Genomic DNA, 23,227 nt, shown 5'->3' with positions numbered 1-23,227 from the left:
AGGCCTTAGCCTGGAATTTAAGTCCCATGTGTGAGTAATGTTACCCGCCATTCAATTGCGTCATTCATGGATAGTAACGGCACACATAATTCAATAACCCAGACGCGTACCTGATATACCAACGTATATTTTGACGTCCTTAGTTTCTGTCGATCCGATCAGCGTCAGTCCTTATGCTTTACCCAAGTAAAGCAAAACTGATTATTGGATCGAAGTGCTTCATGCGTTTGCTTCACCTGACAGGTGGATGCCTACGTTTGAGACGCCCGACAGAGGCTATTTTATGCGTTTCTCCCTGCCTTTATCCCTGAGAAGCCCGGTAAACAACACGGCTCAACCCCGCTCTGCATCCTTGCTCGCCGAGGGCATGCTGGTCGCCGCGATCGCTTTGTTGGCGCTGTTTGTTTTTTACAGTGCCGGACAAATGAATCAGCCACTCAGCGTCCTTGATTCTGCGCCTGTGTCACTCGATCTGGCGCACTTGCCCTCGTATACCTTGCGTACCACATTGCGCATGTTTGCCGCGTTGTTTGTGTCTTTTGTGTTTTCCATTGTTATCGCCACGCTGGCCGCCAAAAGTCGCAGGGCCGCGATGGTTATTTTACCGGCGCTGGACATTCTTCAATCGGTACCGGTGCTGGGTTTCCTGACGTTTACCGTGGTGTTCTTCATGAGCCTTTTTCCGGGGCGGCAGTGGGGGCTGGAATGCGCTGCGGTGTTTGCCATTTTTACCAGCCAGGTCTGGAACATGACCTTCAGTTTTTACCAATCCCTGAGGACAGTGCCTAACGACCTTTACGATGTCAGTCGGCAGTTTTCGTTCTCGCCTTGGCAGCGGTTCATCAAGGTCGAACTGCCGTTCGGGATGCCCGGGTTGGTGTGGAACATGATGATGTCCATGTCAGGCGGCTGGTTTTTTGTCGTGGCGTCCGAGTCCATCACGGTTGGGGACAGCACCGTCAATTTGCCGGGTATCGGTTCATGGCTGGCGCTCGCGATTCAGCAGAAGGATATCGCCGCGATTAGTTGGGCGGTGCTGGCTATGGTCGGGGTAATCGTTCTGTACGACGTGTTGTTTTTCCGGCCGATCGTGGCGTGGGCGGACAAGTTTCGATTTGAACAGACCGCTTCCCATAAACGGCCGCGGTCCCGGGTTTATGACCTGCTCAGGTCCACACGAATTGTCCCGTTGTTGTTCGCGTCGCTGCGCAGTGTGAGCGAGTGGATGCCAGCGATGCGCATACCGAAAATGGCGCGCATGGGCTTCACGATCAATAGCCGGTGGCAGCGTTACATCGATCTGGCGTGGCTAGTCCTGATTGTTACTGCGTGCATGACCGGCATCTATCAGTTGGCATGTTTCATCGGCAGCACGCTGGGTGTGGAGGAGGTGGTCAATGCGTTTGGTCTGGGGCTCGCCACTCTGGCGCGTGTGGCGGTGCTTATCGTCCTGGCCAGTCTTGTCTGGGTACCCGTTGGTGTCTGGATCGGCCTGAATCCGCGCTGGGCAGAACGTTTGCAACCCATCGCGCAATTATTGGCAGCGTTCCCGGCAAACATTCTGTTCCCGTTCGCCGTGGTCACGATTGTCACCTTGAAGCTGAACCCTGATGTATGGCTGTCGCCGCTGATGATCCTGGGTACCCAGTGGTACATCCTTTTTAACGTGATTGCCGGTGCCAGCGCGTTGCCGACCGACTTGCTCGAAGCGTCACGGGTGTTCCGGGTGCGGGGCTGGCAATGGTGGCGCAAAGTCGTGCTGCCGGGTGTTTTCCCTTATTACGTGACCGGCGCTTTGACGGCTGCGGGTGGCTCCTGGAACGCCAGCATCGTCGCCGAGGCGGTGTCATGGGGCAGCGATCATCTGTATGCGTCGGGGTTGGGGTCGTTCATTGCCCAGGCCACGACGGCGGGTGATTTCCAGCGGGTGGCGCTGGGCATCGTCGTGATGTCCGTATTTGTGGTCGGTTTCAACAGCCTGCTATGGCGTCCGCTGTACCGTTTCGCCGAACGTCGGCTTCGAATTGATTGAGGGTATTCCAATGGAAGTAATCGAAAAACGTTGTCTGGTGGACGTGCAGGGGCTCGGTCATGTTTACGGCACGGCTGGGGGCACCAAACGCGTGGTGCTGGATGATGTCGCCATGCGTCTCAACGACGGCGAGGTCATCGGGCTGCTGGGGCGGTCGGGGTCGGGGAAGTCCACGTTGTTGCGCTCCATCGCCGGGCTGGTGTCGCCCACCACCGGTGTCGTAGCATTCCCGGCAAATACGCCGGGCGTTTCCACCTCGGTGCGGATGGTGTTCCAGAGCTTTGCCTTGTTCCCGTGGCTGACTGTGCTGCAGAACGTGGAAATCGGCCTTGAGGCATTGAGCGTGGCAGCGCCCGAGCGGCGTCGGCGGGCGTTGGCGGCCATCGATATGATCGGCCTCGACGGGTTTGAGAGTGCCTATCCGAAAGAGTTGTCCGGTGGCATGCGCCAGCGAGTCGGTCTGGCCCGTGCACTGGTGGTCAACCCCGATATTCTGCTGATGGATGAGCCGTTTTCCGCCTTGGACGTGTTGACCGCCGAAACACTGCGCACTGACTTGCTCGATCTCTGGAGCGAAGGCCGGATGCCGATCAAGTCAATTCTGATGGTCACCCATAACATCGAAGAAGCGGTGTTGATGTGTGATCGCATCCTGATTCTTTCCTCCAATCCGGGGCGGATCATGTGTGAGGTCAAGGTCGATCTCGCCCAGCCGCGAAACCGCGCAGACCCTGCTTTTCAGGCACTGGTGGAAAGCATTTACGTGCACATGGCGGGCGGCAGCGCCGTTCATTCGCCGCGTGAAAGTCTGTTTGCAGGAAATGGCATCGGCATGGTCTTGCCCCTGACTTCCACCAACGCTTTGGCAGGGCTGATCGAGGCAGTAGACAATCCCCCGTATGACGGGCAGGCCGATTTGCGCGAACTGGCCACGGCATTGCGCTCCACCTCGGGTGATCTTTTTTCGTTGGCCGAAGTGCTGCAACTGATGCGATTTGCCGAAATGCGGGAGGGAGATATCACGCTTCTGCCAGCCGGGCGACGTTATGCCCAGTCGGACGTGGATGAGCGCAAACAGTTGTTTGCCCAGCACCTGCTCAGGTATGTGCCGCTGGTCAGCCATATCCGTCGGGTGCTGGATGATCGTCCTGGGCGCACGGCACCGGCCAGACGCTTCCGTGACGAGCTGGAAGATTTCATGTCGCAGATCGATGCGGCCGTCACACTGGACTGCGTGACCCAGTGGGGGCGCTACGCCGAGCTTTTCGCCTATGACGACGTGGCCGATCAGTTCAGCCTGGACAATCCTTCCTGAGTGGATTGAAGTTTCCAGTGAGCAGGCGACGGCGGCCGCTATACACTCTGCGTCTGCAATCCTGCTGGGGGTGATGCGCGATGGTGATCCAGTGAAACGGACTCGATTAACGCTTCGTTTGGTCCTGTTGTTTGCGTTGGCATTGGGCATCGCCGCGATTGACACGGTCACCGATCTTGAAATTGCGGTTGGGGTCTTTCAGGTCATCGTGGTGCTGATCGCCGCCAGGTTCCTGCCCGCGCGGGCGGTGGCGGGGATATCCCTCGTCTGTATGGTGCTGACGATTCTGAGTTACCGGTTCACGCGTTTTGGCGATATGGAGTCGGGGCTGGTCAATGTGCTGATCAGCCTCGCGGCCATTGGCTGCACGACATGGCTGGCGTTGCGCCTGTCCGCAGCCGTTAGCGCAGTGCATCAGACCCGTGCGCACCTTGAGCATGTCGCCCGGGTCAATGTGCTGGGTGAGCTTGCCGCCTCGATTGCCCATGAATTGAACCAGCCCCTGGCTGCCACCGCGACCAGCGGCAGCGCTTGCCTGCGCTGGATCGCGGCTGATCCTCCCAACCTGCCCAAAGCCCGACAGGCAGTGGAGCGCATCATCGAAGACACACATCGCGCCAGTGAAATCATCGCCCGGCTGCGCAGCCTTGCGAGGCATCAGGCGCCGAGCAAGCAATGGTTGAACGTCGAAGATGCGGTCAAGGGGGCGCTCCGGTTGATCGCCGGTGAGTTGGCTGAGCAAGAGATCGCGCTGCACGTGCAGATTGAAGAAGGCTTGCCTCCGCTGCTGGCTGATGAGGTGCAGATTCAGCAAGTCATCCTCAATCTGGCCATGAATGCGGTCGATGCGATGCGCCAGGTAAGCTCCGAGCGGCGAACACTGGACTGTCACGTAGTGCTTGAGTCGCCCCAGCAACTGCGCTTCTCGATTACCGATCAAGGCAATGGTTTGTCGCCACGGGATTGCGAGCGTGTGTTCGACGCCTTTTACACGACCCGACCGGAAGGCATGGGAATGGGGTTGCCCATCAGCCGTTCCATTATCGAAGCCCATGATGGCCGGATCTGGGCCTCGAACAACTCGCCGTTTGGCGCTACCTTTCACTTCACGCTGCCCGCTATTGCCAGAGAATCCGATGCCTGAAACTGTTACTGAAATCGCTGCCGACATGGTTTACATCGTCGATGACGACCGATCGGTGCGTGAGTCCCTGGAGGACCTCATGGCGTCGGTTGGTCTGGCATGCATGACGTTCGGCTCCGCTCGCGAATTCATTGACGCCACATTGCCCGATGTGCCCGGCTGTCTGGTGCTGGATGTGCGTATGCCGGGCATGAGTGGACTGGATTTCCAGCGGGAAATGGCGCGCCTGTGCATTTCACTGCCCGTGATTTTCATCACGGGCCATGGTGATATTCCCATGTCGGTAAAAGCCATGAAGGCGGGCGCCATCGAGTTTCTGACCAAGCCTTTCCGCGAGCAGGATCTACTCGACGCCATCAGCCAGGGCTTGAGTCAGGACAAGCAAACCCGTGAAGCGGCGGCCCGGATTGATCAGTTGAAGCAGTGCTACGCCAGCCTGACCGACGGCGAGCGAGAGGTCATGGAATTAGTGGTTCAAGGGCTGCTCAACAAGCAGGTGGCCGCACGACTGGGCTTGAGCGAAATAACCGTAAAGGTTCGGCGCGGTGCGCTGATGCGCAAAATGAGCGCGGACTCGCTGGCGACGTTGGTCAAGATGTCGGAACGTTTGAAGCTTGAGAATTGATTCCTCGAGTATCCGTTGCGCTGCTCCGGGTTTTCTTCATGGCTAGATATCCAGATCAACCCAGACCGCCGCATGATCAGAGCCGGCGTTGTCTTTGCGGGTCAGCTCGGGGTACGTTTCCCAGCGTACAGGTCTGGATCCCGGCCACATGCCCTTGCGGAAAACCCCGCCAGCACTGACTTTTTTGAACAGTTCCGGGGACAGCAGCAGGTAATCGATTTTGTTGGAAGCGTTGCACGAGCCGTACGTTCCCGGATAGCCGCCGTCGTTGAAATGCTCGTGGGTAAATGCATCCTTCAGGGTCGTATCCTCAAGCAGCGGTTTCAAGGCTTCGCTGTCGGGGGTGTCATTAAAGTCGCCCACCACGGCAACATATTGTTCGCCCTGCTCGATGAGCGAGTTGTAGATTTCCTTCACTCTGCAGGCCTGGGCAAGCCGTCTTTTCGCCGAGTCGGCGAGGCTGCCGTAGCCTTTACTTTTCAGGTGATTGACGAGCAACACAAGTTGCGCGCCGGAAGGCATGGACAGGTAGAACTCAGGGCAATCCCTGGAGAAAATCAGCTGGCCTCCGTCAACGCTGTCGTCAACGTGGCTGCGCATAAGACCGATGGGGAATCCTGCCCGGGTCGTGACGCCGACATCAATGCCACGCTCGTCGTTACCGTCGATCAACATGACATGGCTGTACACATCGCCGCCAAGCCCGCCGATGATTTCGGCATTGAAGTCACGGAGGGCTGGCCTGCTTTCTGCTTCTACCACCGCCAGCACGTCTGCCTGGAGGTCAATCATCACCCTGGCGGTATTTCGCATGGCTTCTTCGTCAACCGGGGCCTGAATCAGTTCAAGCGATCCGGTCCAGTCCGCACGGCCATTGGCGACGATTGTCATGTCGCCGTTGCGAGGGCGTTTGACCAGATTGCCGCGGTTTTGCCGAAGCATCACGAATGGGCCCCGGTCGGAGCGGCTGAGACCTAGCTCAACCAGCAATTTGACCATGGCTGTCTTGTCGGCGACGGAATAGATTTCCTGTCCCAGCAGCGCATTCAGTTTCGCGAAGCGCTCCAGTGTTGGCCTGCCTTCCGCCCAGCCATCAAGGTTCATCGCCTTGGCGCGATTGAACAGGTTTTCGACGTTGTAGGAGGCGAGTCTCATGGGCATACCTCAAGCAATGGGGCGATGGCGGACCGATAGCGTCCAGCGTTGCACGGCGTAGTGACAGTGAGATGAATGCCGCTCAGCACACAAGGGGCCTGTAGGAGCGCACGAGCACCGCGAGGCCGCGATAGCGTTCTGCCTGACGCACCGTCATCGCGGCCTCGCATTGCTCGTGCGCTCCTACAATTATGAGGGTTAGCTCAGAGCATCGCATCCCGCCCTGAAGCTGAACTTCCCGTCGAGCCCTGTGGTCATCATATCGACACAAGCATGGCGCACTGTCGTCGAAGAGCATTTGCCGGATTGGCTTTGGATAAACGTTTGAAGGAACGCACATGGGCGCAACGGAAGCTGCAACCTCCGGGCATAAAAGCCTGAAAAGACGTGCCACCGTGATCTGCCGGCATCAGGGCGAGATCCTTTTCGTTCGCAAGCGCAACGCCAAATGGAACCTGCCTGGTGGCCGCGTCGAGCAGGGCGAGACACCGCTGCAGGCTGCCATGCGTGAAATGGCAGAAGAGACCGGATTGACCTTCGATCAGCTTGCCTACGTTTCGGAATACCAGGACGACAAGGCGGTTCATTTCCTCTTTGAGGCTCAGCGCGCAGAGCATCAGAAGCCGCGAGCGTCCAACGAGATTGATGACTGCCGCTGGTTTAAAGCCAAAGAACTGGGCAAGCGTAATGTTCGTGGCTCAATCAAAGCCTTGCTCAAACATTGCGCAGCCAATATGGAAAAGAGCTCAGCCCGTCTCGCGTGCTGAGCTCTAAATAGCGTCACTTAAGTGTCGGCGTTCTTGGCGGAATTATCCGCTTGCTGCCGATCGCCTCAAATGCCGAAGCAAAGCGCAGCAGGTTCGAGTCGTCATACGCACGTCCTGCGAACGTCAGCCCCACCGGCATGCCAATGTCTGCCATCACGCCCATTGGCACAGTGACGGTCGGCACGCCCAAGTGGCGAATGGCGAGATTACCGTTGGCCACCCACACGCCATTGCTCCAGGCGATATCGGCTGATTGCAGGTCGACATCGGCATTGGCCGGGCCCACATCGGCCACCGTTGGAAACAGCACCGCGTCAAGACCCAGGCCTTCCATCCAGTCTTCCAGGTCGATGCGACGCGTCTGCTCCAGCCCGCGAAGGCCATCCGGCAGGGAAGGGATCTCATTCCAGGGCGTGATCCCGCGCTTGGCCATGCGCACATACTCATCCATACCGGCAGCCAGATCGTCTTCACGGTTGGGCAGGGTGCCTGGGTCGTGGGGGAAGATTTTCGCCCCGTCGACATCGGCCAGACGATTCAGCGCCGGGTCGCCATTGGCCCGCAGGAATTCATCAAAGGCCCAGGCCGACAAATCCCACAGTTCGTGATGCAGGAACTCCTTCGAGACCAGCCCGCGGGTAAACACCGTCGGCGCACCGGGACGATCACCCTCGCAGTTCGACACCAGCGGGAAATCCACTTCGATCACTTCAGCCCCGGCGGCTTCGAGCGCCTTGCGCGCCTCTTGCCACAGATCAATGACGGACGGGCGAGTGATGATGCGCTGGCCAGTTGGACCGCCAATCCCGGGTTTTTCTGCGGTGCCTGCCAGCGGATCGGCGTTGATGTACATACGCGGCACACCGAAGCGTTTGCCCGCGAGCGTCTGTGAACTCACTGCAAGTTCGCCATAGGAAGCAGGGCGCACCGAAGCCACACTCGGAAGCTCTACCCACGGCTGCAACCGCCAGAGATCGCCTCGGGTGTCGGGATCTTCTGCGACGATCACATCGAGCACTTCAAGCAGGTCAGCCATGGTTCTGGCGTAGGGCACCACAACATCCATGGTCGGCGTCAGCGGCCAGTTGCCACGCACCGATATGACTCCTCGCGATGGGGTATATGCACACAGGCCGTTGTTGGAGGCAGGACCTCGGCCGCTGGACCAGGTTTCCTCAGCCATGCCGAACGCGGCAAAGCTGGCGGCGGTTGCGGTGCCAGCACCATTCGATGAGCCGGAAGCAAACGGAGCGGTCAGGTACTCAGCGTTGTAAGGGCTCTCGGCGCGACCATAGACCCCACGCTGCATGCCGCCGTTAGCCATCGGTGGCATATTGGTCTTGCCCAGACAGATCGCCCCGGCGGCGCGAAGTCGGCCGATGGTAAAGGCGTCATGCTGAGCGACCAGGTCGACAAATGCAGGACTTCCTGACGCGGCGGTGAGGCCTTTGACCAGATAGCTGTCCTTGGCGGTGTAGGGGATGCCGTCCAGCGGGCCAAGCGTTTGGCCATTCGCGCGACGAGCGTCAGACGCCCGGGCCTCGGCAATGGCTTGAGGGTTGCGAACCACCACGGCATTCAGCGCGGTAGGTGTATCCGGACCGTCGTAAGCGTCAATCCGGGCAAGATACGCCTCAACCAGCTCGACGGCCGTGGTCTGGCCTGACTCAAGCGCAGCGCGCAGATCCGCGATGGAAACTTCTGTGACGTTGATCATTGGGTTCTCACGTAATGAGCTCTTTCAGTCATGGCCAGAATAATTTCATAAAGCTCGGACTTCGCCTCGTCTGCGGAAATTTCATCCACTGCGGCGGCATTGGAAAGTGCATCCGCCGCGCCGAGCATGGCGCGTAACTGGGCGTTCGAAATCTGACTCGGTTTGCTGTGACTTCCCAGTGCTGCTCGACATTTGCCCATGAAGATCAGCTCGTAATCACGTTTGATTTTCTCCAGTTCAGGAGAGCTGCTCAGCGCTGCGATCACGCCAGGAATTTCCCGGCCTTGCAGCAGCACACAATCGACGTAGGAGTCGGCAATGACCCTCGCTCGTGCCTGCACGGTCGAATCGCTGTTGCGCAATGCTTCGTCCAGGCGAGCGGTTTGTCGAACATCAAAATCTGCATAGAGTTTGGCCAACAGCAGCGGGCGAGTGGGGAAGTGATCATATACGACAGGTTTGGTAACCCCTGCGATTTGCGCCAGATGCCCCAGTGTCAGGCTTTCCGTGCCTTCCTCGCGAACGATTTGCCATGCCACTTCCAGCAGTTGACTGAGGCGACCTTCCCGGGACATGCGTTGGCGCGGCTTTGCGTCTGGTGGCTGGCTTGACACGATTATATACCAAAGGTAACTTAGCTTTAATTTACGAAAAGTATATAGCTGTGAACATTCATCAGCAATCCATCCAGCGTCGGAGCTTTACCATGCACGCACTCATCGTCGTCAGCCACCACGATTCCAGCTCCCTCACTCATGGCATTGCCAGGCGCATCGCAGAAGGCATCAGCGATGCAAGCGAGGCCAACACGGTCGAGCTGGTCGACCTGGCCGCTGCGGGGTTCGATCCACGCTTTACCGCTGCTGATATCGCAGTTCATCGAAAAGAAGGGCCGTTCCCGGCAGACGTGGCAGCCGAGCAGGCACGCATTGATCGCGCAGACGCGTTGATCATCGTGTATCCGGTTTACTGGTGGTCCATGCCCGCGTTGCTTAAGGGATGGATAGATCGGGTCTTCTCCAACGGCTGGGCGTTCGACTTCAGCGCTGAGGCGACCCTGATCAAGAAACTCACGGACCTCGAGGTGCATCTGGTAGGAGTCGGCGGTGCAGATGCTGGAACCTATGAGCGTCACGGCTATGCGTCAGCCATGAAGACGCAGATAGATCACGGCATCTTTGATTACTGCGGGGCCAGGGTGATCACGTCAGAGCTGATGCTCGATTCAGAAACGCAGGAACCAGCCGTTCATCTGAACGCTGCCTACAAGAAAGGAAGCGTCATTTTCCCTTGTGAATGTCAGCCTAAGCCTCGCGCCGTGATTACTCTTTCACATCCATGAACTCTTTGGCCCAGGCCACATAGTTCTCAGGCAGGGTGTAAGTGTGGGTCAGTTCGGTAGCGCTCAGGTTCGACGTGCTGTGTGTAACCTGGCGCTGGGCGCGCAGTGAGTCGTAAGTCGCCTTGATCGCTGCGAAGTAGGCGGCATGGCCCTTGACGATGATGCGCACGCCCAGGCTTGCCAGACGCTGTGAGTCATTGAGCTTGGGATTGCCGTAAGTCACCAGCATCAGCGGCACGGTGAGGTGTTCCGAGATCTGTTCAAGGTGTTCGAAGTCACTGATGCCAACGATACAGATGCCGTCGGCGCCAGCCTTTTCATAGGCCTTGGTGCGTTCGATGATGTCCTTGACCGGCAAGACGCCGGCATTGGTCCGGGCAATGATCGACAGCTCGGGGTCAATGCGTGCTTCCAGAGCGGCTTTGACCTTGCCAATGCCTTCTTCGATGGTAATCAGGTCGGTGGATTTGCGGCCGAACTGGGCAGGCAGCAGCGTGTCTTCAATCGTCAGTGCCGCAACGCCGGCGCGTTCAAGCTCTTCAACGGTACGCATCACGTTCAGGGCATTTCCGTAACCGTGGTCGGCGTCTGCGATGAACGGCAGCTGTGCAACGCGGCCGATCCGGGTGGCCTGTTCAGCGAACTCAGTCAGGGTAATCAGCGCGAAATCCGGCGCTGCCAATACCTGCAGCGATGCCACTGAACCTCCCAGGATGCCAACCTCGAAACCCAGGTCTCCGGCGATGCGTGCAGACATCGGATCGAAGACAGATGCGGTTTCGAAGCAGGTTTGTGAAGCAAGCAGCGCGCGAAAATTCTGGCGCAGCGCCAAATGGGAAATTCTGGGCATGAGGTTTCCTGATTCTAGGCATCTTCTATTCGTAGTGGCGCGAGACTACCACGCACGAAAATATAGGGTTATGACGTTTGAGAATGACCCATGCACAAACTGCATGATCGCCGTCTGGCAAGGGGTTATGCTTGAGCTGAAACGATTTTCATTGCGTATATTCGCGCAACGGGCTTTTTATCAGAGAACTGCGACCCGAGTGCTGGTTCTTGCCCTCTATAGTTTGATTAAACGCTGTCGCGAGCAAGGTGGAGCGTCACCCCGGTTACTCCCACAGGACTCACTGACGTGGGACCGGCTTTAGCCGGGAAGAGGCCGGGACATCCGCTGAATATGTGGCATCTGACAGGCAGCTTTCCCGGCTAAAGCCGGTCCCACGTCAGTGAATCCTGTGTAAAAGCCCTGCCCACAGGACACCCTGATGAGGGCAGGGAAGGCAGAATTGTCACCTGTCGCTTAACGACGATCCAGCCACACAGTCTGCGCATTGCAGAATTCCCTGAGACCGAAGTGCGACAGCTCACGGCCAAAACCACTTTTCTTCACGCCACCAAAGCTCACCCTCGGGTCGCTGCCGCTGTAGCCGTTGATGAATACACCACCGGTTTCCAGTTCATCAGCCATTTTGCGCGCCTGATCAACGTTGCGGGTATAGACAGTCGCGGTGAGACCGAACTCGCTGTCATTGGCCAATGCCAGGGCGTGTTCGGCATCCCGGGCGGTAATGATCGAGGCAACCGGGCCGAATAACTCCTCCTTGAACGAAGTCATCTGGTCGGTGACATCGGCAAAAACTGTCGGCTCATAGAAATTGCCCGCGCCTTGGGCTTTTTTGCCGCCAAGCAACAACGTTGCGCCTTCTTTCAGAGTGGCCTGGACCTGGCCGTCCAGCTCATCACGCAGATCGAACCGCGCCATCGGGCCGACGTAAGTGTCCGCCAGCAATGGATCGCCGACCGACAGCTGACGTGTTGCTTCGACGAATTTGCGGGTGAATTCCTCGACCACACCTTGCTCGACAATCAGGCGCTTGGCCGCTGCGCAAACTTGCCCGCTGTTCTGGAAACGCCCGATGACGGCGGCTTTTACCGCGTCATCCAGGTCCGCATCATTGAGCACGATGAACGGGTCGGAGCCGCCCAGTTCCAGCACGCATTTCTTCAAAGCGGCACCGGCCTGGGCACCGATGGCCATGCCAGCACGCACGCTACCGGTCAGCGTCACCGCTGCGATGCGCGGGTCGGCGATCGCTTTGGAAACGCCTTCAGGTGTCACGTTGATGACTTCAAAAACACCGTCTGTAAAACCCGCGCGCTTGAAGGCGTCCTGCATCAGATAAGCACTGCCCATCACATTGGGTGCGTGTTTCAGTACGTAGGTATTACCGGCGAGCAATACCGGAACAGCGCCACGCAGCACCTGCCAGATCGGGAAATTCCATGGCATTACCGCCAGAATCGGGCCGAGCGGGCGGTATTCAATTTGCGCTTTTCCGCCTTCAACCAGGGTCGGCTCGGCGCTGAGCATGGCTGGTCCGTGTTCGGCGTACCACTCGCAAAGTTGTGCGCATTTTTCAATTTCGCCTCGGGCCTGGGTAATCGGCTTGCCCATTTCCTGAGTGATCATGTTCGCCATGTTGGCGGCGCTGTCCCGCAAGGCTTTGGCCAGGGCGATCATGAGCCGTGCGCGCTGCGTGACCGGCGTTTTACGCCAGACAGCAAAACCACTGGAGGCTCGTGACAAGGTGGCGTCCAGGGCTGAATCAGATTCAAAAGGGTAGTGTCCGATCTGTTCGCCATTGGCGGGGTTGATCGAAATGGCATGGGAAACGCTGGAGATAGTAGTCATTGCACCGTCCTGCTGGGTGGGGAATGAGTTCAGGTTACGGCGTTGTTATTTTTATGAAAACTGAATAATACTGATCGTATCTTTCACGAAAGGAGAATGGCGTGGATCTGGTTCAGCTGGAAATGTTCAAGGCCGTTGCCGAGCAGGGCAGCATCAGCGCTGCGGCGCAACACATCCATCGGGTGCCTTCAAACCTGACCACCCGGATCAAACAACTGGAACAGGATCTGGGCGTGGATCTGTTTATCCGGGAGAAAAGCCGCTTGCGTCTTTCGCCCGCAGGCTGGAGTTTTCTCGATTACGCCCGGCGCATTCTTGACCTGGTGGGGGAGGCCCGCGCCACGGTTGCCGGTGAAGAACCTCAGGGATCATTTGCCCTTGGTTCACTTGAGAGCACAGCGGCGGTGCGGATTCCCGAACTGCTGGCGGCCTACAACCAGCAGTACTCGAAAGTCGAACTGGATCTTTCCACCGGGCCGTCTGGCACCATGATCGATGCCGTACTGGCCGGTCGGTTGGTGGCGGCTTTTGTCGACGGTCCGGTTTTGCACCCGGCACTTGAAGGTGTGCCTGCGTTCGAGGAAGAGATGGTGCTGATTGCGCCGCTCAGCCATGCGCCGATCAGTCGCGCGCTGGATGTCAGCGGCGAGAATATTTACGCGTTCCGCTCCAACTGTTCCTATCGGCATCACTTCGAACAGTGGTTCGCCAATGACGCCGCAGTGCCCGGCAAGATATTTGAGATGGAGTCGTATCACGGCATGCTCGCCTGTGTGAGTGCCGGTGCTGGTCTGGCGCTCATGCCGCGCAGCATGTTGCAGAGCATGCCGGGCTGTACCACTGTCAGCGTCTGGCCGATGGCAGAAGCGTTCCGTTTTTTGCGCACCTGGCTCGTGTGGCGCAAAGGCACCGTGTCCCGCAGCCTCACCATGTTTGTGCGCATGCTGGAGGAGCGGGGGGTGGTTTAGCCGGCTGTTTCGCAATAATCGGGGCTTCGGAAAATCCAGTAATTTCTAGAAATCATACTGCACCTGCTAGAGACTTCTATGTTTGCGTACGCACCTTCGTCGTGGGACCGGCTTTAGCCGGGAAGAGACCAGCACATTCACTGCATTTTCATCGTCAGAAATACCGCCTGAAGCCGGTCCCACGTCAACCTGCGGGCATACATAGGTCACCTCACATTGAACAACTGCCGAATCAGGTTGGGCGTGCTGCCGGTCCAGCGTTTGAATGAGCGCCGAAAGTTGGCGGCATCGGTGAAGTTAAGGTATTCGGCCACTTCTTCGTTGCTCAGCCCTTTGATCTGGTAGAGGTACAGGGCCATGTGCTTGCGCGCCAGATCGACTTGTTGCTGAAATCCAGTGTCATGTTTCTGCAGTTTGCGCTTGAGGGTGGCCGGGCTCATGGCGAACTGCTGGGCGGCTTGTTCCAGGTTGGGCGCCTGACGGACATGGGTTTGCAGGTAGCGGTAAAGGCAGTCCAGAAAGCTGGTGTCGAAGCCCAGTTGTTCAATCTGGATTTGCGCTTCCTGCCGCGCAACCTGCCCGGCCGTAGCTGAAGCATCCGGCCACTGCATGGCCAGAAAAGCTCGTGGAATACGCATCATATCCATTGGCCGATTGAACTGGACGTTTTCGCCCAGATGCACCCAGTACTGCTCGACATAACGCGGTTCTGCGTGGCTTAAACTGCATTCCCACGGCAAGCGCTGGCCGCTGAGCCACTGACTCATGGACACCAGTGAGGTCATGCTGGCCTCCAGCAAAAAACGCCACTGCTCGCCAGCACCGCAACTGTCGAGCCAGTAAAACCAGGCATGCTTTTCATCCAGCATCAGCCGGGGCGCTGCCAGCGGGCTGAGCAATGCCTGTTGCTGGATCAGCGTGTCCAGCGCTTGATGCAGATTCTGTGCGTGGCGCAGCGCATGGCTGGCGGCACCGTAATGACCAGGCAGCAAACGCTGGCCGAACAGGAAGCTTGTGTCATCAGCATCCAGCAGCCGTCGGCTATTGCCGATCAGGCCGAGAAACTGCTGCGGACTCAGGCGTGTCTGGCCTGCCAGAATATCCTCGTGGAACAGGCCGGTACCGCGCAGCAGGCGATGGCTGTCGATATCCCGGGACAGCGCCAGGTCAATCAGGGTCGCGGGTTGGTAATGCCCGGGAATAAAGCGGCTATCGGTTTCGTACCAGCTGTTTTTCAGGGTCATGACCGGGCCTCAGGCGATGTTTGCCAGAGGCTGTTTGTTGCGTGCAAGTGCCAGGTTGAGGCGTTTGAGTAGCGCTTCAGGTGTCTCCTCCATGGCCATGACTACTGCAGTAGTAGCCGCCAGACGCAGCCGCTCGCCCTGTTGCCGCGTCTTGTGAGCCAGCCCGGCAACGGCTTGTTGTAACTCCAGTGCCAGCAATTTCGCCTGGCTTTCGCCGGTATTAGGCAGTAGCACCACAAAGCGGTCACCTGCCAGCCGACAGAGCAGGTCCTGGCGGCGCAGGTTCAGTAACAGCAAATGACTGATCGCTTGCAGCACAGCATCGCCTTCGGCATGCCCGAAAGCTCGATTGATGGAAGAGAAATTGTCCAGGTCCACTGCCAGCAGTGATAGCGGCTGATGTTGTTCGTGGCTTTCTTCAAGGCTGGCGATCAGTTGGCGTTTGAGATAATCAGCGCTGCCCAGCGGCGTGAGTTTGTCGAACAGGCGATGCTCGCGGAACAGCTTTTCACGCTTCTCCATCTGAACGCTGATTGCCAGTTGCTCGCGGTGCCAGTGATAGATCCCGATGGTCAGCAAAATCATGCCTATTGGCATGGGCCCTGATTCCATCCAGTGGTCCCAGGTGATGCTGTCAGGCAGGCGGATGAACTCATCGAGACTGTCTATCCACCACGAAAAAAATATGCAGCTCAATCCCAACGCCAGGTAGTTGGTGACCCGTCCTGCCGGGCGGCTTTTCAGCACCAGGCCCAGCCATACCAATGCCAGCAGCGTCGTGCCACCTTCACCGATGATGTCCAGCCAGACCCATTCACTGACCGACTTGAGGCTGCCGAAGGCCAGGTGCAGGAGTAAACCCAGATTGGCTGCCAGCAGCAGAGCACCCAGTTTCCAACGGTGGGGTTTGAGCACGGTAAACATGGCAGTGATCCTTTCGGAACAGAGGCAGTGCGCGCCAGCACAGCAGATGTTTGTGACAGGTGCGTGACCGGGCGCAAAGGTAGGTCAGGGGTCGAATCAGCTCATGCGGGATGGTGAGTTTTTTTATCAGGCGGCACTCTATGACTGGCCTTGATCTGCACGAGCGGTCCCGGCGACCCTGACACAAACATTGCACTGTAGGCGCTCACCGAGGTTACGAGGCCAGCGATAGCGGTTTGTCTGACACTCCGCCATCGCTGGCCTCGTAACCTCGGTGAGCGCCTACAGAATTTGGGTCAACCCAGAAAATGGCATCTTGTTTGATGGGAGCGAATTGATTTCGCGAAGGGGGAGGAGACGGCTCACGTAATAAAGGTCATTTCAGCTCAATTTCCCCTGTAAACCTCCGCGAACCCCCTGTTCTCGCCTCTCCCGGCAAAGCGCTGTCACAGAATCGTCATTGCCTGACCCTAGCTTGCCCTTCCAGTTGCCGGGCCACTTGCCTGGCGTTTGGGGAGAGGATGACCATGTACCCGCCTAGCTATCAGCCGCGCCGCAGTTCTGCCGCAATCGTCAGCTTCACCTTGACTGCACTGGGCATGGCAATCGCCAGTGAGCGACTCAGCGCCGCAGAAAGCACTGCCAACACTGAGCACGTTCAAGTGGTCGGCCAGGCTGCCAGCCTGGATCAGGCGCTCAAGGAACAGCGTAGCTCCGATAGCATCAAGAGCGTGGTGCATGCCGATGGCGTCGGCCAGTTGCCCGATGAAAACGTTGCCGAAGCCGTGCAGCGCCTGCCCGGTGTCAGCGTCGAGCGTGATCAGGGGGAAGGGCGCTTCGTCAGTGTTCGGGGGCTGGGGCCGGACCTCAACAGCGTCACCATCAACGGCACGCTGGTGCCATCCCCGGAAAGTGAGCGCCGCGCCGTCGCGCTGGACGTGTTGCCTTCCGAGTTGGTGCAGTCGCTGTCGGTGATCAAGACCCTGACGCCGGACATGGATGCCAACTCCCTGGGTGGCACCGTGGATGTCAAAAGCCTGTCGGCGTTCGATCACAAAGGCCTGTTCTACACCGGCAGTAGCGAAGCCAGCTACGACAAGAATACTCGCCAGACCAGCCCCAAGTTTTCCGGTGCCATCAGTGATCGTTTCAGCCTCGGTGACGGCATTGATAACTTCGGCGTCGCGGCGGCCCTGAGCTGGCAGAAGCGCGACTTCGGCTCGGACAACGTAGAGACTGGCGGTGGCTGGGATTTCGGGCAGGGTGCCCGGCTGGAGGAACTCGAACAACGCGACTACGACATCACCCGCGAACGCGCTGGCGGTGGCTTGAACTTCGACTACAAGCCCGACGACACCAGCAGCTACTACCTGCGCACGCTGTACAGCCGCTTCAAGGACAGCGAAACCCGCAACGCCACCACCCTTGAATTCGATGACGCTCAGGCGGCATGGCAGTTGGGCGACGCCGAAGGCGCGCGGCACCTCAAGCAGCGTGAAGAAACCCAGGAAATCCAGTCCTACGTTTTCGGCGGCGAGAAGATGATGGGGCTCTGGACCCTCAGCGGTCAGGCAGGCTACAGCCGCTCCGGCGAAGACAGCCCCGGCCATATCGCCGATGCCACGTTTGCCGGCAACAGCACCTTCGCAAACAGTGGCTTTTATGACGTCGACAAGCCGCGCCCGATCGTTGGTTCGTCCTTCTACGATCCGTCCAACTTCACCCTTGAAAGTGTCGAGTGGGAAAAACAGAAAACCACGGACACAGAGAAAAACCTGCGGCTGGATCTGGCCCGTGATTACGACTTCAAGGGTTACGCCTCGCAGGTCAAGTTCGGCGGCAAGGTGAGCCGTCGCAATAAAGACAACGATCTGGAAGCCTGGGTGTATGAGGATTTCAGCGCGCTGGGCCTGACCGATGATCAGCTCAACCTCACGCAATTCCAGAAGGGCAGCGTCGATTATCGGCTTGGCAATTACGGGCCAGGGATCAGTGGCGGCGCCATTCGTAACGTGATCAGCGGGCTCAACCCTGCGGACTTCTACGATGAAGAAGAATCCACGGTCAACGACTTCAAGATCAGCGAAGACATCAATGCCGGTTACCTGATGAACACCATCGACATCGACGACTGGCGTTTCATCGCAGGCATGCGTTACGAAGGCACTGAGATGGAAGCCAAGGGCACCGGGGTTACCGACGGCGTCTACACAGCCAGCGATACCCAACGCAGTTACCATCATTGGTTGCCGGGGCTGCACGCTCGCTATCAGTTGGACAAGAACACTCAGGTCCGTGCGGCCTGGACCAAGTCCGTGGTGCGTCCAACGTTTGGTCAACTGGCGCCGGGCTTCGTCATCGACGGCGACGAAGCCTCCTTTGGTAACCCGGACCTGAAACCGCTGGAATCAAGCAACCTCGATCTGGGCATCGAGCACTACATGGGCCATGCCGGGACCGTGTCTGCGTTCGTGTTCTACAAGGACATCAAGAACTTCGTTTACAACAGCGATCAGGCCGGTACCGGCAGTTGGGCGAACTTCTCCGAAGCCAACACGTTCGCCAACGGCGACAGCGCCAAGCTCTACGGCCTGGAACTGGCGTACTCACAGAAATTCGACTGGCTACCCGCCCCTTGGAACGGCCTGCTGATCGGCGCCAACACCACGTTCAGCCGTTCTGACGCGAGCATCAAAGGCTTTGATCAGGCCAGCGGCAGACAGATGAAGCGCGACATCGATTTGCCCAGCCAGTCCGACACCGTAGGCAACCTCATGCTGGGTTGGGAAAACGACAAGCTGAGCCTGCGCGTCTCCGCCAACTACAAGTCCGACTACCTCTACGAGCTGGCCTCGATCAATGACAAGGCTCATGACCTGTACGTCAACGATCAGACGTTCATCGATTTCAGCGCCCGTTACTCGCTGACCAAAAACCTGCAAGTCAGCTTCGAGGCCCAGAACCTCACCGACCAGCCGTACTTCGTTTCTACCGGCCGCGGTACCTACAACGCCCAATACGAAGAGTACGGCCCGACCTACAAGCTTGGCCTGACTTTTACTCACTTCTAAGACCCTGGCAGCCGCACCTGCTGCGGCCGCCACGTGTGAATGAACCGCAAGGATTTTTCGTTGATGAAAGCTTTTCTACCCAAGACGTGTTTGTTGGCCTTGCTGATCAGTTTCGCTGCTGGATCGGCGTTGGCCGCGACGGCCGCTCCACGTCTCCAGTTGCAACCCTGGGCTGCCGGGCAAAACCTTGCCGTGGGTGCTGTGGCATTTCTGCCGGACAACCTCGGCCCGGAGCGCATCGCTGCCAGCGAGCGCAACGGCCTGCTGTTGCTCGACGAGCAGGGCAAGGAACTGGCGCGCCTGCCGGGCTCTTTCAGTGGCCTGGATGTCCGGGCTGTCGGTCAACAGGTGCTTGTTGCCAGCCTGGACAATGATCGTCAACAAGCGGTGCTGGTCAGCCTTGATGCGCAAAACCGCAGTTGGGGGCAGCCGATGTATCTGCCTGCTCGCGATTACCCGGTGAACGGTGTGTGCCTGTACCGCGATGAAGCCCGCAACCTGTTCTTGTTTCTGGTGGGCGAGGAGGGCAAGGGCGAGCAATGGTTGGTCGGCAGTGCGGAAAAACTCAATGCCAGCGCGCAGCGGGTACGCGGTCTGCCGTTGCCCCCTCAGGCTCAGTTTTGCCAGGTGGATGACGCTGCAAACCGACTGTTTGTGAATGAAGAAAACCTCGGTTGGTGGGCGTATTCCGCGCACCCTGAGGCAGATGCAAGCCGATTGCCTGTGGCGCTTCGCGCCCCCTTTGGCCAGGTCAAAAAAACCGCTGGAGCCATGGCGCTGGTGCCGGGCGGCGTTGTGGCGCTGGACCCCGACGCGGCGCAATTGCACCTCTATCAGCAGCAGGGTGATACCTGGTCAGCCGAAGCGGCGTTGCCATTGCCGGGGCTGAAGGAACCGGAAAGCATCGCCGTTCGCCGCACCGCCAAAGGTTTACAGGTGCTCGTACGTGACGATGACGATGGTCGCCTTTATCAGGGCGACATCAACTGGCAAGCCAGCGCGGTGCAACTGCCACCGGTGCTGCCAAGTGTCGGCGCCCTCAGCCAGAGCGATCCGGTGGGGCGTCAGGGTGATGCAGCGGATGATCCGGCGATCTGGATACACCCTCTGCAACCCGAATTGAGCCGGGTGCTGGGCACCAACAAGAAACAGGGGCTGCTGACATATGACCTGCAGGGCAAGCTGCTTCAGGACTTGCCCGTCGGGCGTTTGAACAACGTTGATGTGCGACCCCATTTCAACCTCGGAGAGCAAACGGTCGACCTGGCCGTGGCCAGCAATCGCGATCACAACAGCCTGAGCCTGTTCAGCATCGACCGCGCCAGTGGTGAGTTGAAGGTGGCGGGCGAGATCCCGACGCCGCTGAAAAACATCTATGGCATGTGCCTGTTCCAGCCCGCCAGCGGCGAGATCTACGCTTTCGCCAACGATAAGGATGGCACCTTCCTGCAATACCGCCTGAGTGCACCAGACGGCAAAGTCCATGGCGAGTTGGTGCGTCAATTCAAAGTCGACAGCCAGCCTGAAGGTTGCGTCGCTGATGATCAGCGTCAACGCCTGTTCATTGGCGAAGAAGATGTCGGCGTATGGGCGCTGGACGCCAGACCGGATCAGTCGGCGAAGCTCAGCAGTGTAATTCGCGTCGGCCCGCAACTGCACGCCGACGTAGAAGGGCTGGCGCTGTACCAGAGTGATGCCCGTGATTATCTGGTGATTTCCAGCCAGGGCAATGACAGCTACCTGGTGCTGGAGGCCGAACCGCCATTTGCCTCCCATGGCGCTTTCCGAGTCGGCTTGAACGCAACGACGGGAATTGATGGCGCATCGGAAACCGACGGCCTTGAAGTGACCTCGGTCAACCTCGGTGGTCCCTGGAGCCGCGGCATGCTGGTTGTTCAAGACGGACGCAAGCGTATGCCCGAGCAAACCCAGAACTTCAAGTTTGTTCCTTGGGGCGAAGTCACCAAGGCATTGAGTTTGCCGGGTGCTGCCTTGCCCTGATCCGGGCTGTCATCACCCGGTCATCACTATTTCATCGAATAGCCCCTGGCCGTCGCCCGCTGACGGCCTGCGTGGCGCAGGAAAAGGAGTCGGAACATGCACGCGACACTGGAACACATGACGATTTGGGGACTGATCAGCGACGCCAGTCTGTTGGTCAAGGCCGTGATGCTGACGCTGCTGCTCGCTTCGTTGTTGAGCTGGTATCTGATCATCCAGCGCAGCCAGGTACTCAACCGAAACGAGCGGCAACTCAACACGTTCATTCTGGGCTTTCGTCAAGCGCCGGATTTGCAGGCGCTGTACCGCAGCAGCCTGCAGTCGACGGATCGTGACGGCGGTGTAGCGCCGATTTTTCAGGCGGGTTTCCAGGCCTATGAACAGCTTGGCCAGCACTCGAACAGTTCGCCAGAGGTGGTACTCGAAGGCGTCGAGCGCTCGTTGTACGTCGCCATCAGCGAGCAGGAAGTGCAACTGGAAAAAGGTCTGCAGTTTCTCGCGACTGTGGGCTCGGTCAGCCCGTATATCGGTCTTTTCGGCACTGTGTGGGGGATCATGAATTCCTTCCTCGGCTTGTCTCAGGTTCAACAAGCCACGCTCTCGACGGTAGCGCCGGGCATTGCCGAGGCGCTGATTGCCACGGCGATTGGCCTGTTCGCGGCCATCCCGGCGGTCATTGCCTACAACCGCTTTTCTGCTCGCAGTCAAACCTTGTTGACCCGCTATTACGCCTTCGGCAACGAGTTGCAGGTACGCATGCATCGCAAACTGCACGGTGCGCCGGTGAATCTGGCGGCAGCCGCCTGAGAGGAGCAAGCACATGTTAGTCAGGCAGCAACGCAAGCACGGGCCAAAGGCCGAAATGAACGTGGTGCCTTACATCGACGTGATGCTGGTGCTGCTGGTGATCTTCATGGTCACTGCACCGATGCTCACTCAGGGGGTGAAGATCGAGCTGCCCAAAGTCGCCAGTGAAGCCTTGGCCAACGACTCTCGGCAGCAGATCGTGACGCTGTCGGTGAAGGCCGAAGGCGGTTACTACTGGAACCTGGGAAGCGAATTGAATACCCAGAGTCAGACTGACAGCGCGGTAGGGCTGGACGAAATGCGCGGCAAGATTGCGCAAATCATGGCGCAGCGCGGCGACACCCAGGTTTACATCCGCGCTGACAAAGACGCCGGTTACGGCAGCGTGGTGGCCGCTATGTCGGCCTTGCAGCAGAGCGGGGTGAGCAACCTCGGGCTGGTGACCGAGGCCCCGCAATGAGCACGATGACCACGCACCCCCCGACCTTTGCGGTGAGCGATGTTGTGCGCAATCGCTTCTGGAAAAACAGCCTGGCGGCCAGTCTGGCTGTCGCGCTGCACGCGGTCGTATTAGCCCTGCTGGTGACTGGCTGGTCGGTGGAACCCCCCAAGCCTGAACAGCCTATGGTGCTGAAAACCCATTTGGTGATGCTGCCTCCTGCTGCTCAGCCCGAACCGTCGGTTGCCGTCGCCGAGCCGCAGCCGGTAGAACCACTCCCTGCCGTCGTGCAACCAGCGCCCCCTGTGCCGATCCCGGAACCTGCAAAACCCAGAGTGGATCCGCAGGTTCAGGCGCAAAAACTGGAGCAGGCAGCGCTGGCGCGCAAGCGGGTAGAGGAAAAGAAGCTCGAGCACCAGGCCGAAAAGCAGCAACAACTGGAAGTACAAAAACGCAATCGCGAAGCCGAAGAGCAGCGCCTCGCGCAGCAACGACAACAGCAGGAACAGCAGACAAAAAACGCCGAATTGGCCCGCCAGGCCGCCGAACGCAGTCGGCAGCAAGCAGCCCAGGCTAGCGTCGACAGTCGTCAATATCTACCCTTGAGCAAGGAAGCCCCCGATTACCCGCAGCGCGCACTGGACAAGAACATCGAGGGCGACTGCACCGTGGAGTACACCGTCACCCCCGAGGGCAAAGTGGAAAACCCCAAGGTGCTGGACGGCTGCCACCCGATGTTCATGCGTCCTTCGCTGGCGGCGGCCACCACCTTCCGTTATCAGCCTCGGACCGTAGACGGTCGTGCAGTTTCAGTACCTGCGGTGCGTAACACGTTTCATTACCGGATCAAGTGAGCGGTTAAATGCCGCCGTGGCTGCCTGTCAAACTTCGCGTAAATATCTGTATTACGCCGGACATGTGGGGCCGGATTTATCCGGGAAGGCAGCGTTCTGACCACGATTATGTAGCGTAGTACGG

19 protein-coding genes are annotated in these 23,227 nt (G+C 58.5%); 12 read left to right on the top strand and 7 right to left on the bottom strand.

All coding sequences use genetic code 11. The features are described from left to right. Nucleotides 1-367: 367 nt before the first annotated feature. From CKW31_RS16950 to CKW31_RS16935, 4 genes are all read left to right on the top strand, one after another. The gene (locus CKW31_RS16950) at nucleotides 368-2,032 is read left to right on the top strand and encodes an ABC transporter permease (RefSeq protein WP_371856762.1); all 1,665 of its coding nucleotides are present in this window, start codon (nucleotides 368-370) and stop codon (nucleotides 2,030-2,032) included. A gap of 10 nt (nucleotides 2,033-2,042) precedes the next feature. Next, nucleotides 2,043-3,347 carry an AAA-associated domain-containing protein gene (locus CKW31_RS16945; protein WP_095097367.1) on the top strand — a complete coding sequence of 435 codons (1,305 nt, stop codon included), beginning with the start codon at nucleotides 2,043-2,045 and terminating at the stop codon, nucleotides 3,345-3,347. A 73-nt stretch (nucleotides 3,348-3,420) separates the two neighbouring features. Then, complete coding sequence (locus CKW31_RS16940) at nucleotides 3,421-4,491, top strand: sensor histidine kinase (protein ID WP_095097364.1); 1,071 nt, start codon at nucleotides 3,421-3,423, stop codon at nucleotides 4,489-4,491. Next, nucleotides 4,484-5,116 carry a response regulator transcription factor gene (locus tag CKW31_RS16935; RefSeq protein WP_095097360.1) on the top strand — a complete coding sequence of 211 codons (633 nt, stop codon included), beginning with the start codon at nucleotides 4,484-4,486 and terminating at the stop codon, nucleotides 5,114-5,116. Before CKW31_RS16940 ends, CKW31_RS16935 begins: the two co-directional genes overlap by 8 nt. 42 nt (nucleotides 5,117-5,158) lie before the next feature. Here the strand turns inward: CKW31_RS16935 and CKW31_RS16930 are convergent, their stop codons facing one another. Continuing rightward, nucleotides 5,159-6,271 carry an endonuclease/exonuclease/phosphatase family protein gene (locus CKW31_RS16930; RefSeq protein ID WP_095097357.1) on the bottom strand — a complete coding sequence of 371 codons (1,113 nt, stop codon included), beginning with the start codon at nucleotides 6,269-6,271 and terminating at the stop codon, nucleotides 5,159-5,161. Between the two features lie 338 nt (nucleotides 6,272-6,609). Here CKW31_RS16930 and CKW31_RS16925 point away from each other — a divergent pair, with 338 nt between their 5' ends. After that, a complete protein-coding gene (locus CKW31_RS16925) occupies nucleotides 6,610-7,038 on the top strand; it encodes an NUDIX hydrolase (RefSeq protein WP_095097354.1) in 429 nt (142 codons plus the stop codon). A 13-nt stretch (nucleotides 7,039-7,051) separates the two neighbouring features. Here CKW31_RS16925 and CKW31_RS16920 read toward each other — a convergent pair whose 3' ends face one another. Together CKW31_RS16920 and CKW31_RS16915 are read right to left on the bottom strand one after the other, a co-directional pair. Next, nucleotides 7,052-8,755: an amidase gene (locus CKW31_RS16920; RefSeq protein WP_095097351.1), complete on the bottom strand. Its 1,704-nt coding sequence runs from the start codon at nucleotides 8,753-8,755 to the stop codon at nucleotides 7,052-7,054. Beyond that, entirely contained in the window at nucleotides 8,752-9,330 is a 579-nt protein-coding gene (locus CKW31_RS16915; RefSeq protein ID WP_176469905.1) for a TetR/AcrR family transcriptional regulator, read from the bottom strand. Before CKW31_RS16915 ends, CKW31_RS16920 begins: the two co-directional genes overlap by 4 nt. A gap of 131 nt (nucleotides 9,331-9,461) precedes the next feature. Here CKW31_RS16915 and CKW31_RS16910 point away from each other — a divergent pair, with 131 nt between their 5' ends. Then, on the top strand, nucleotides 9,462-10,097 hold the full coding sequence (locus CKW31_RS16910) for an NAD(P)H-dependent oxidoreductase (protein ID WP_095097345.1): 636 nt from the start codon (nucleotides 9,462-9,464) through the stop codon (nucleotides 10,095-10,097). Here CKW31_RS16910 and CKW31_RS16905 read toward each other — a convergent pair. Continuing rightward, a complete protein-coding gene (locus CKW31_RS16905; RefSeq protein WP_095097342.1) occupies nucleotides 10,078-10,947 on the bottom strand; it encodes an oxaloacetate decarboxylase in 870 nt (289 codons plus the stop codon). The two genes, CKW31_RS16910 and CKW31_RS16905, sit on opposite strands and share 20 nt — an antisense overlap. A 456-nt stretch (nucleotides 10,948-11,403) precedes the next feature. Next, a complete protein-coding gene (locus CKW31_RS16900; RefSeq protein WP_095097338.1) occupies nucleotides 11,404-12,795 on the bottom strand; it encodes an aldehyde dehydrogenase family protein in 1,392 nt (463 codons plus the stop codon). Between the two features lie 101 nt (nucleotides 12,796-12,896). On the opposite strand from CKW31_RS16900, the gene CKW31_RS16895 reads away from it, so the two are divergent. Continuing rightward, nucleotides 12,897-13,763 carry a LysR family transcriptional regulator gene (locus tag CKW31_RS16895; RefSeq protein ID WP_095097335.1) on the top strand — a complete coding sequence of 289 codons (867 nt, stop codon included), beginning with the start codon at nucleotides 12,897-12,899 and terminating at the stop codon, nucleotides 13,761-13,763. A 206-nt stretch (nucleotides 13,764-13,969) separates the two neighbouring features. Here the strand turns inward: CKW31_RS16895 and CKW31_RS16890 are convergent, their stop codons facing one another. Further along, a complete protein-coding gene (locus CKW31_RS16890; RefSeq protein ID WP_095097332.1) occupies nucleotides 13,970-15,007 on the bottom strand; it encodes an AraC family transcriptional regulator in 1,038 nt (345 codons plus the stop codon). 9 nt (nucleotides 15,008-15,016) lie between these two features. Next, nucleotides 15,017-15,931, bottom strand: a complete 915-nt coding sequence (locus tag CKW31_RS16885; protein ID WP_095097329.1) for a GGDEF domain-containing protein — start codon at nucleotides 15,929-15,931, stop codon at nucleotides 15,017-15,019. A gap of 527 nt (nucleotides 15,932-16,458) precedes the next feature. Here CKW31_RS16885 and CKW31_RS16880 point away from each other — a divergent pair. The 5 genes from CKW31_RS16880 to CKW31_RS16860 all read left to right on the top strand — a co-directional run bounded on the left by CKW31_RS16880 (nucleotide 16,459) and on the right by CKW31_RS16860 (nucleotide 23,103). Continuing rightward, a complete protein-coding gene (locus CKW31_RS16880) occupies nucleotides 16,459-19,002 on the top strand; it encodes a TonB-dependent receptor (protein WP_095097326.1) in 2,544 nt (847 codons plus the stop codon). A gap of 63 nt (nucleotides 19,003-19,065) precedes the next feature. Further along, complete coding sequence (locus CKW31_RS16875) at nucleotides 19,066-21,003, top strand: phytase (protein ID WP_095097323.1); 1,938 nt, start codon at nucleotides 19,066-19,068, stop codon at nucleotides 21,001-21,003. Nucleotides 21,004-21,099: 96 nt separating this feature from the next. Further along, nucleotides 21,100-21,810, top strand: a complete 711-nt coding sequence (gene tolQ, locus CKW31_RS16870; protein WP_095097320.1) for a protein TolQ — start codon at nucleotides 21,100-21,102, stop codon at nucleotides 21,808-21,810. A gap of 13 nt (nucleotides 21,811-21,823) precedes the next feature. Then, a complete protein-coding gene (gene tolR, locus CKW31_RS16865; protein WP_095097317.1) occupies nucleotides 21,824-22,270 on the top strand; it encodes a protein TolR in 447 nt (148 codons plus the stop codon). Then, complete coding sequence (locus tag CKW31_RS16860; protein ID WP_095097314.1) at nucleotides 22,267-23,103, top strand: energy transducer TonB; 837 nt, start codon at nucleotides 22,267-22,269, stop codon at nucleotides 23,101-23,103. Before tolR ends, CKW31_RS16860 begins: the two co-directional genes overlap by 4 nt. Nucleotides 23,104-23,227: the final 124 nt, after the last annotated feature.

Origin of the sequence: Pseudomonas sp. Irchel 3A5 (assembly GCF_900187575.1) — a bacterium.
Classification (GTDB): Bacteria; Pseudomonadota; Gammaproteobacteria; order Pseudomonadales; family Pseudomonadaceae; genus Aquipseudomonas; species Aquipseudomonas folii.
This window is presented reverse-complemented; position numbering and strand designations above follow the sequence as displayed.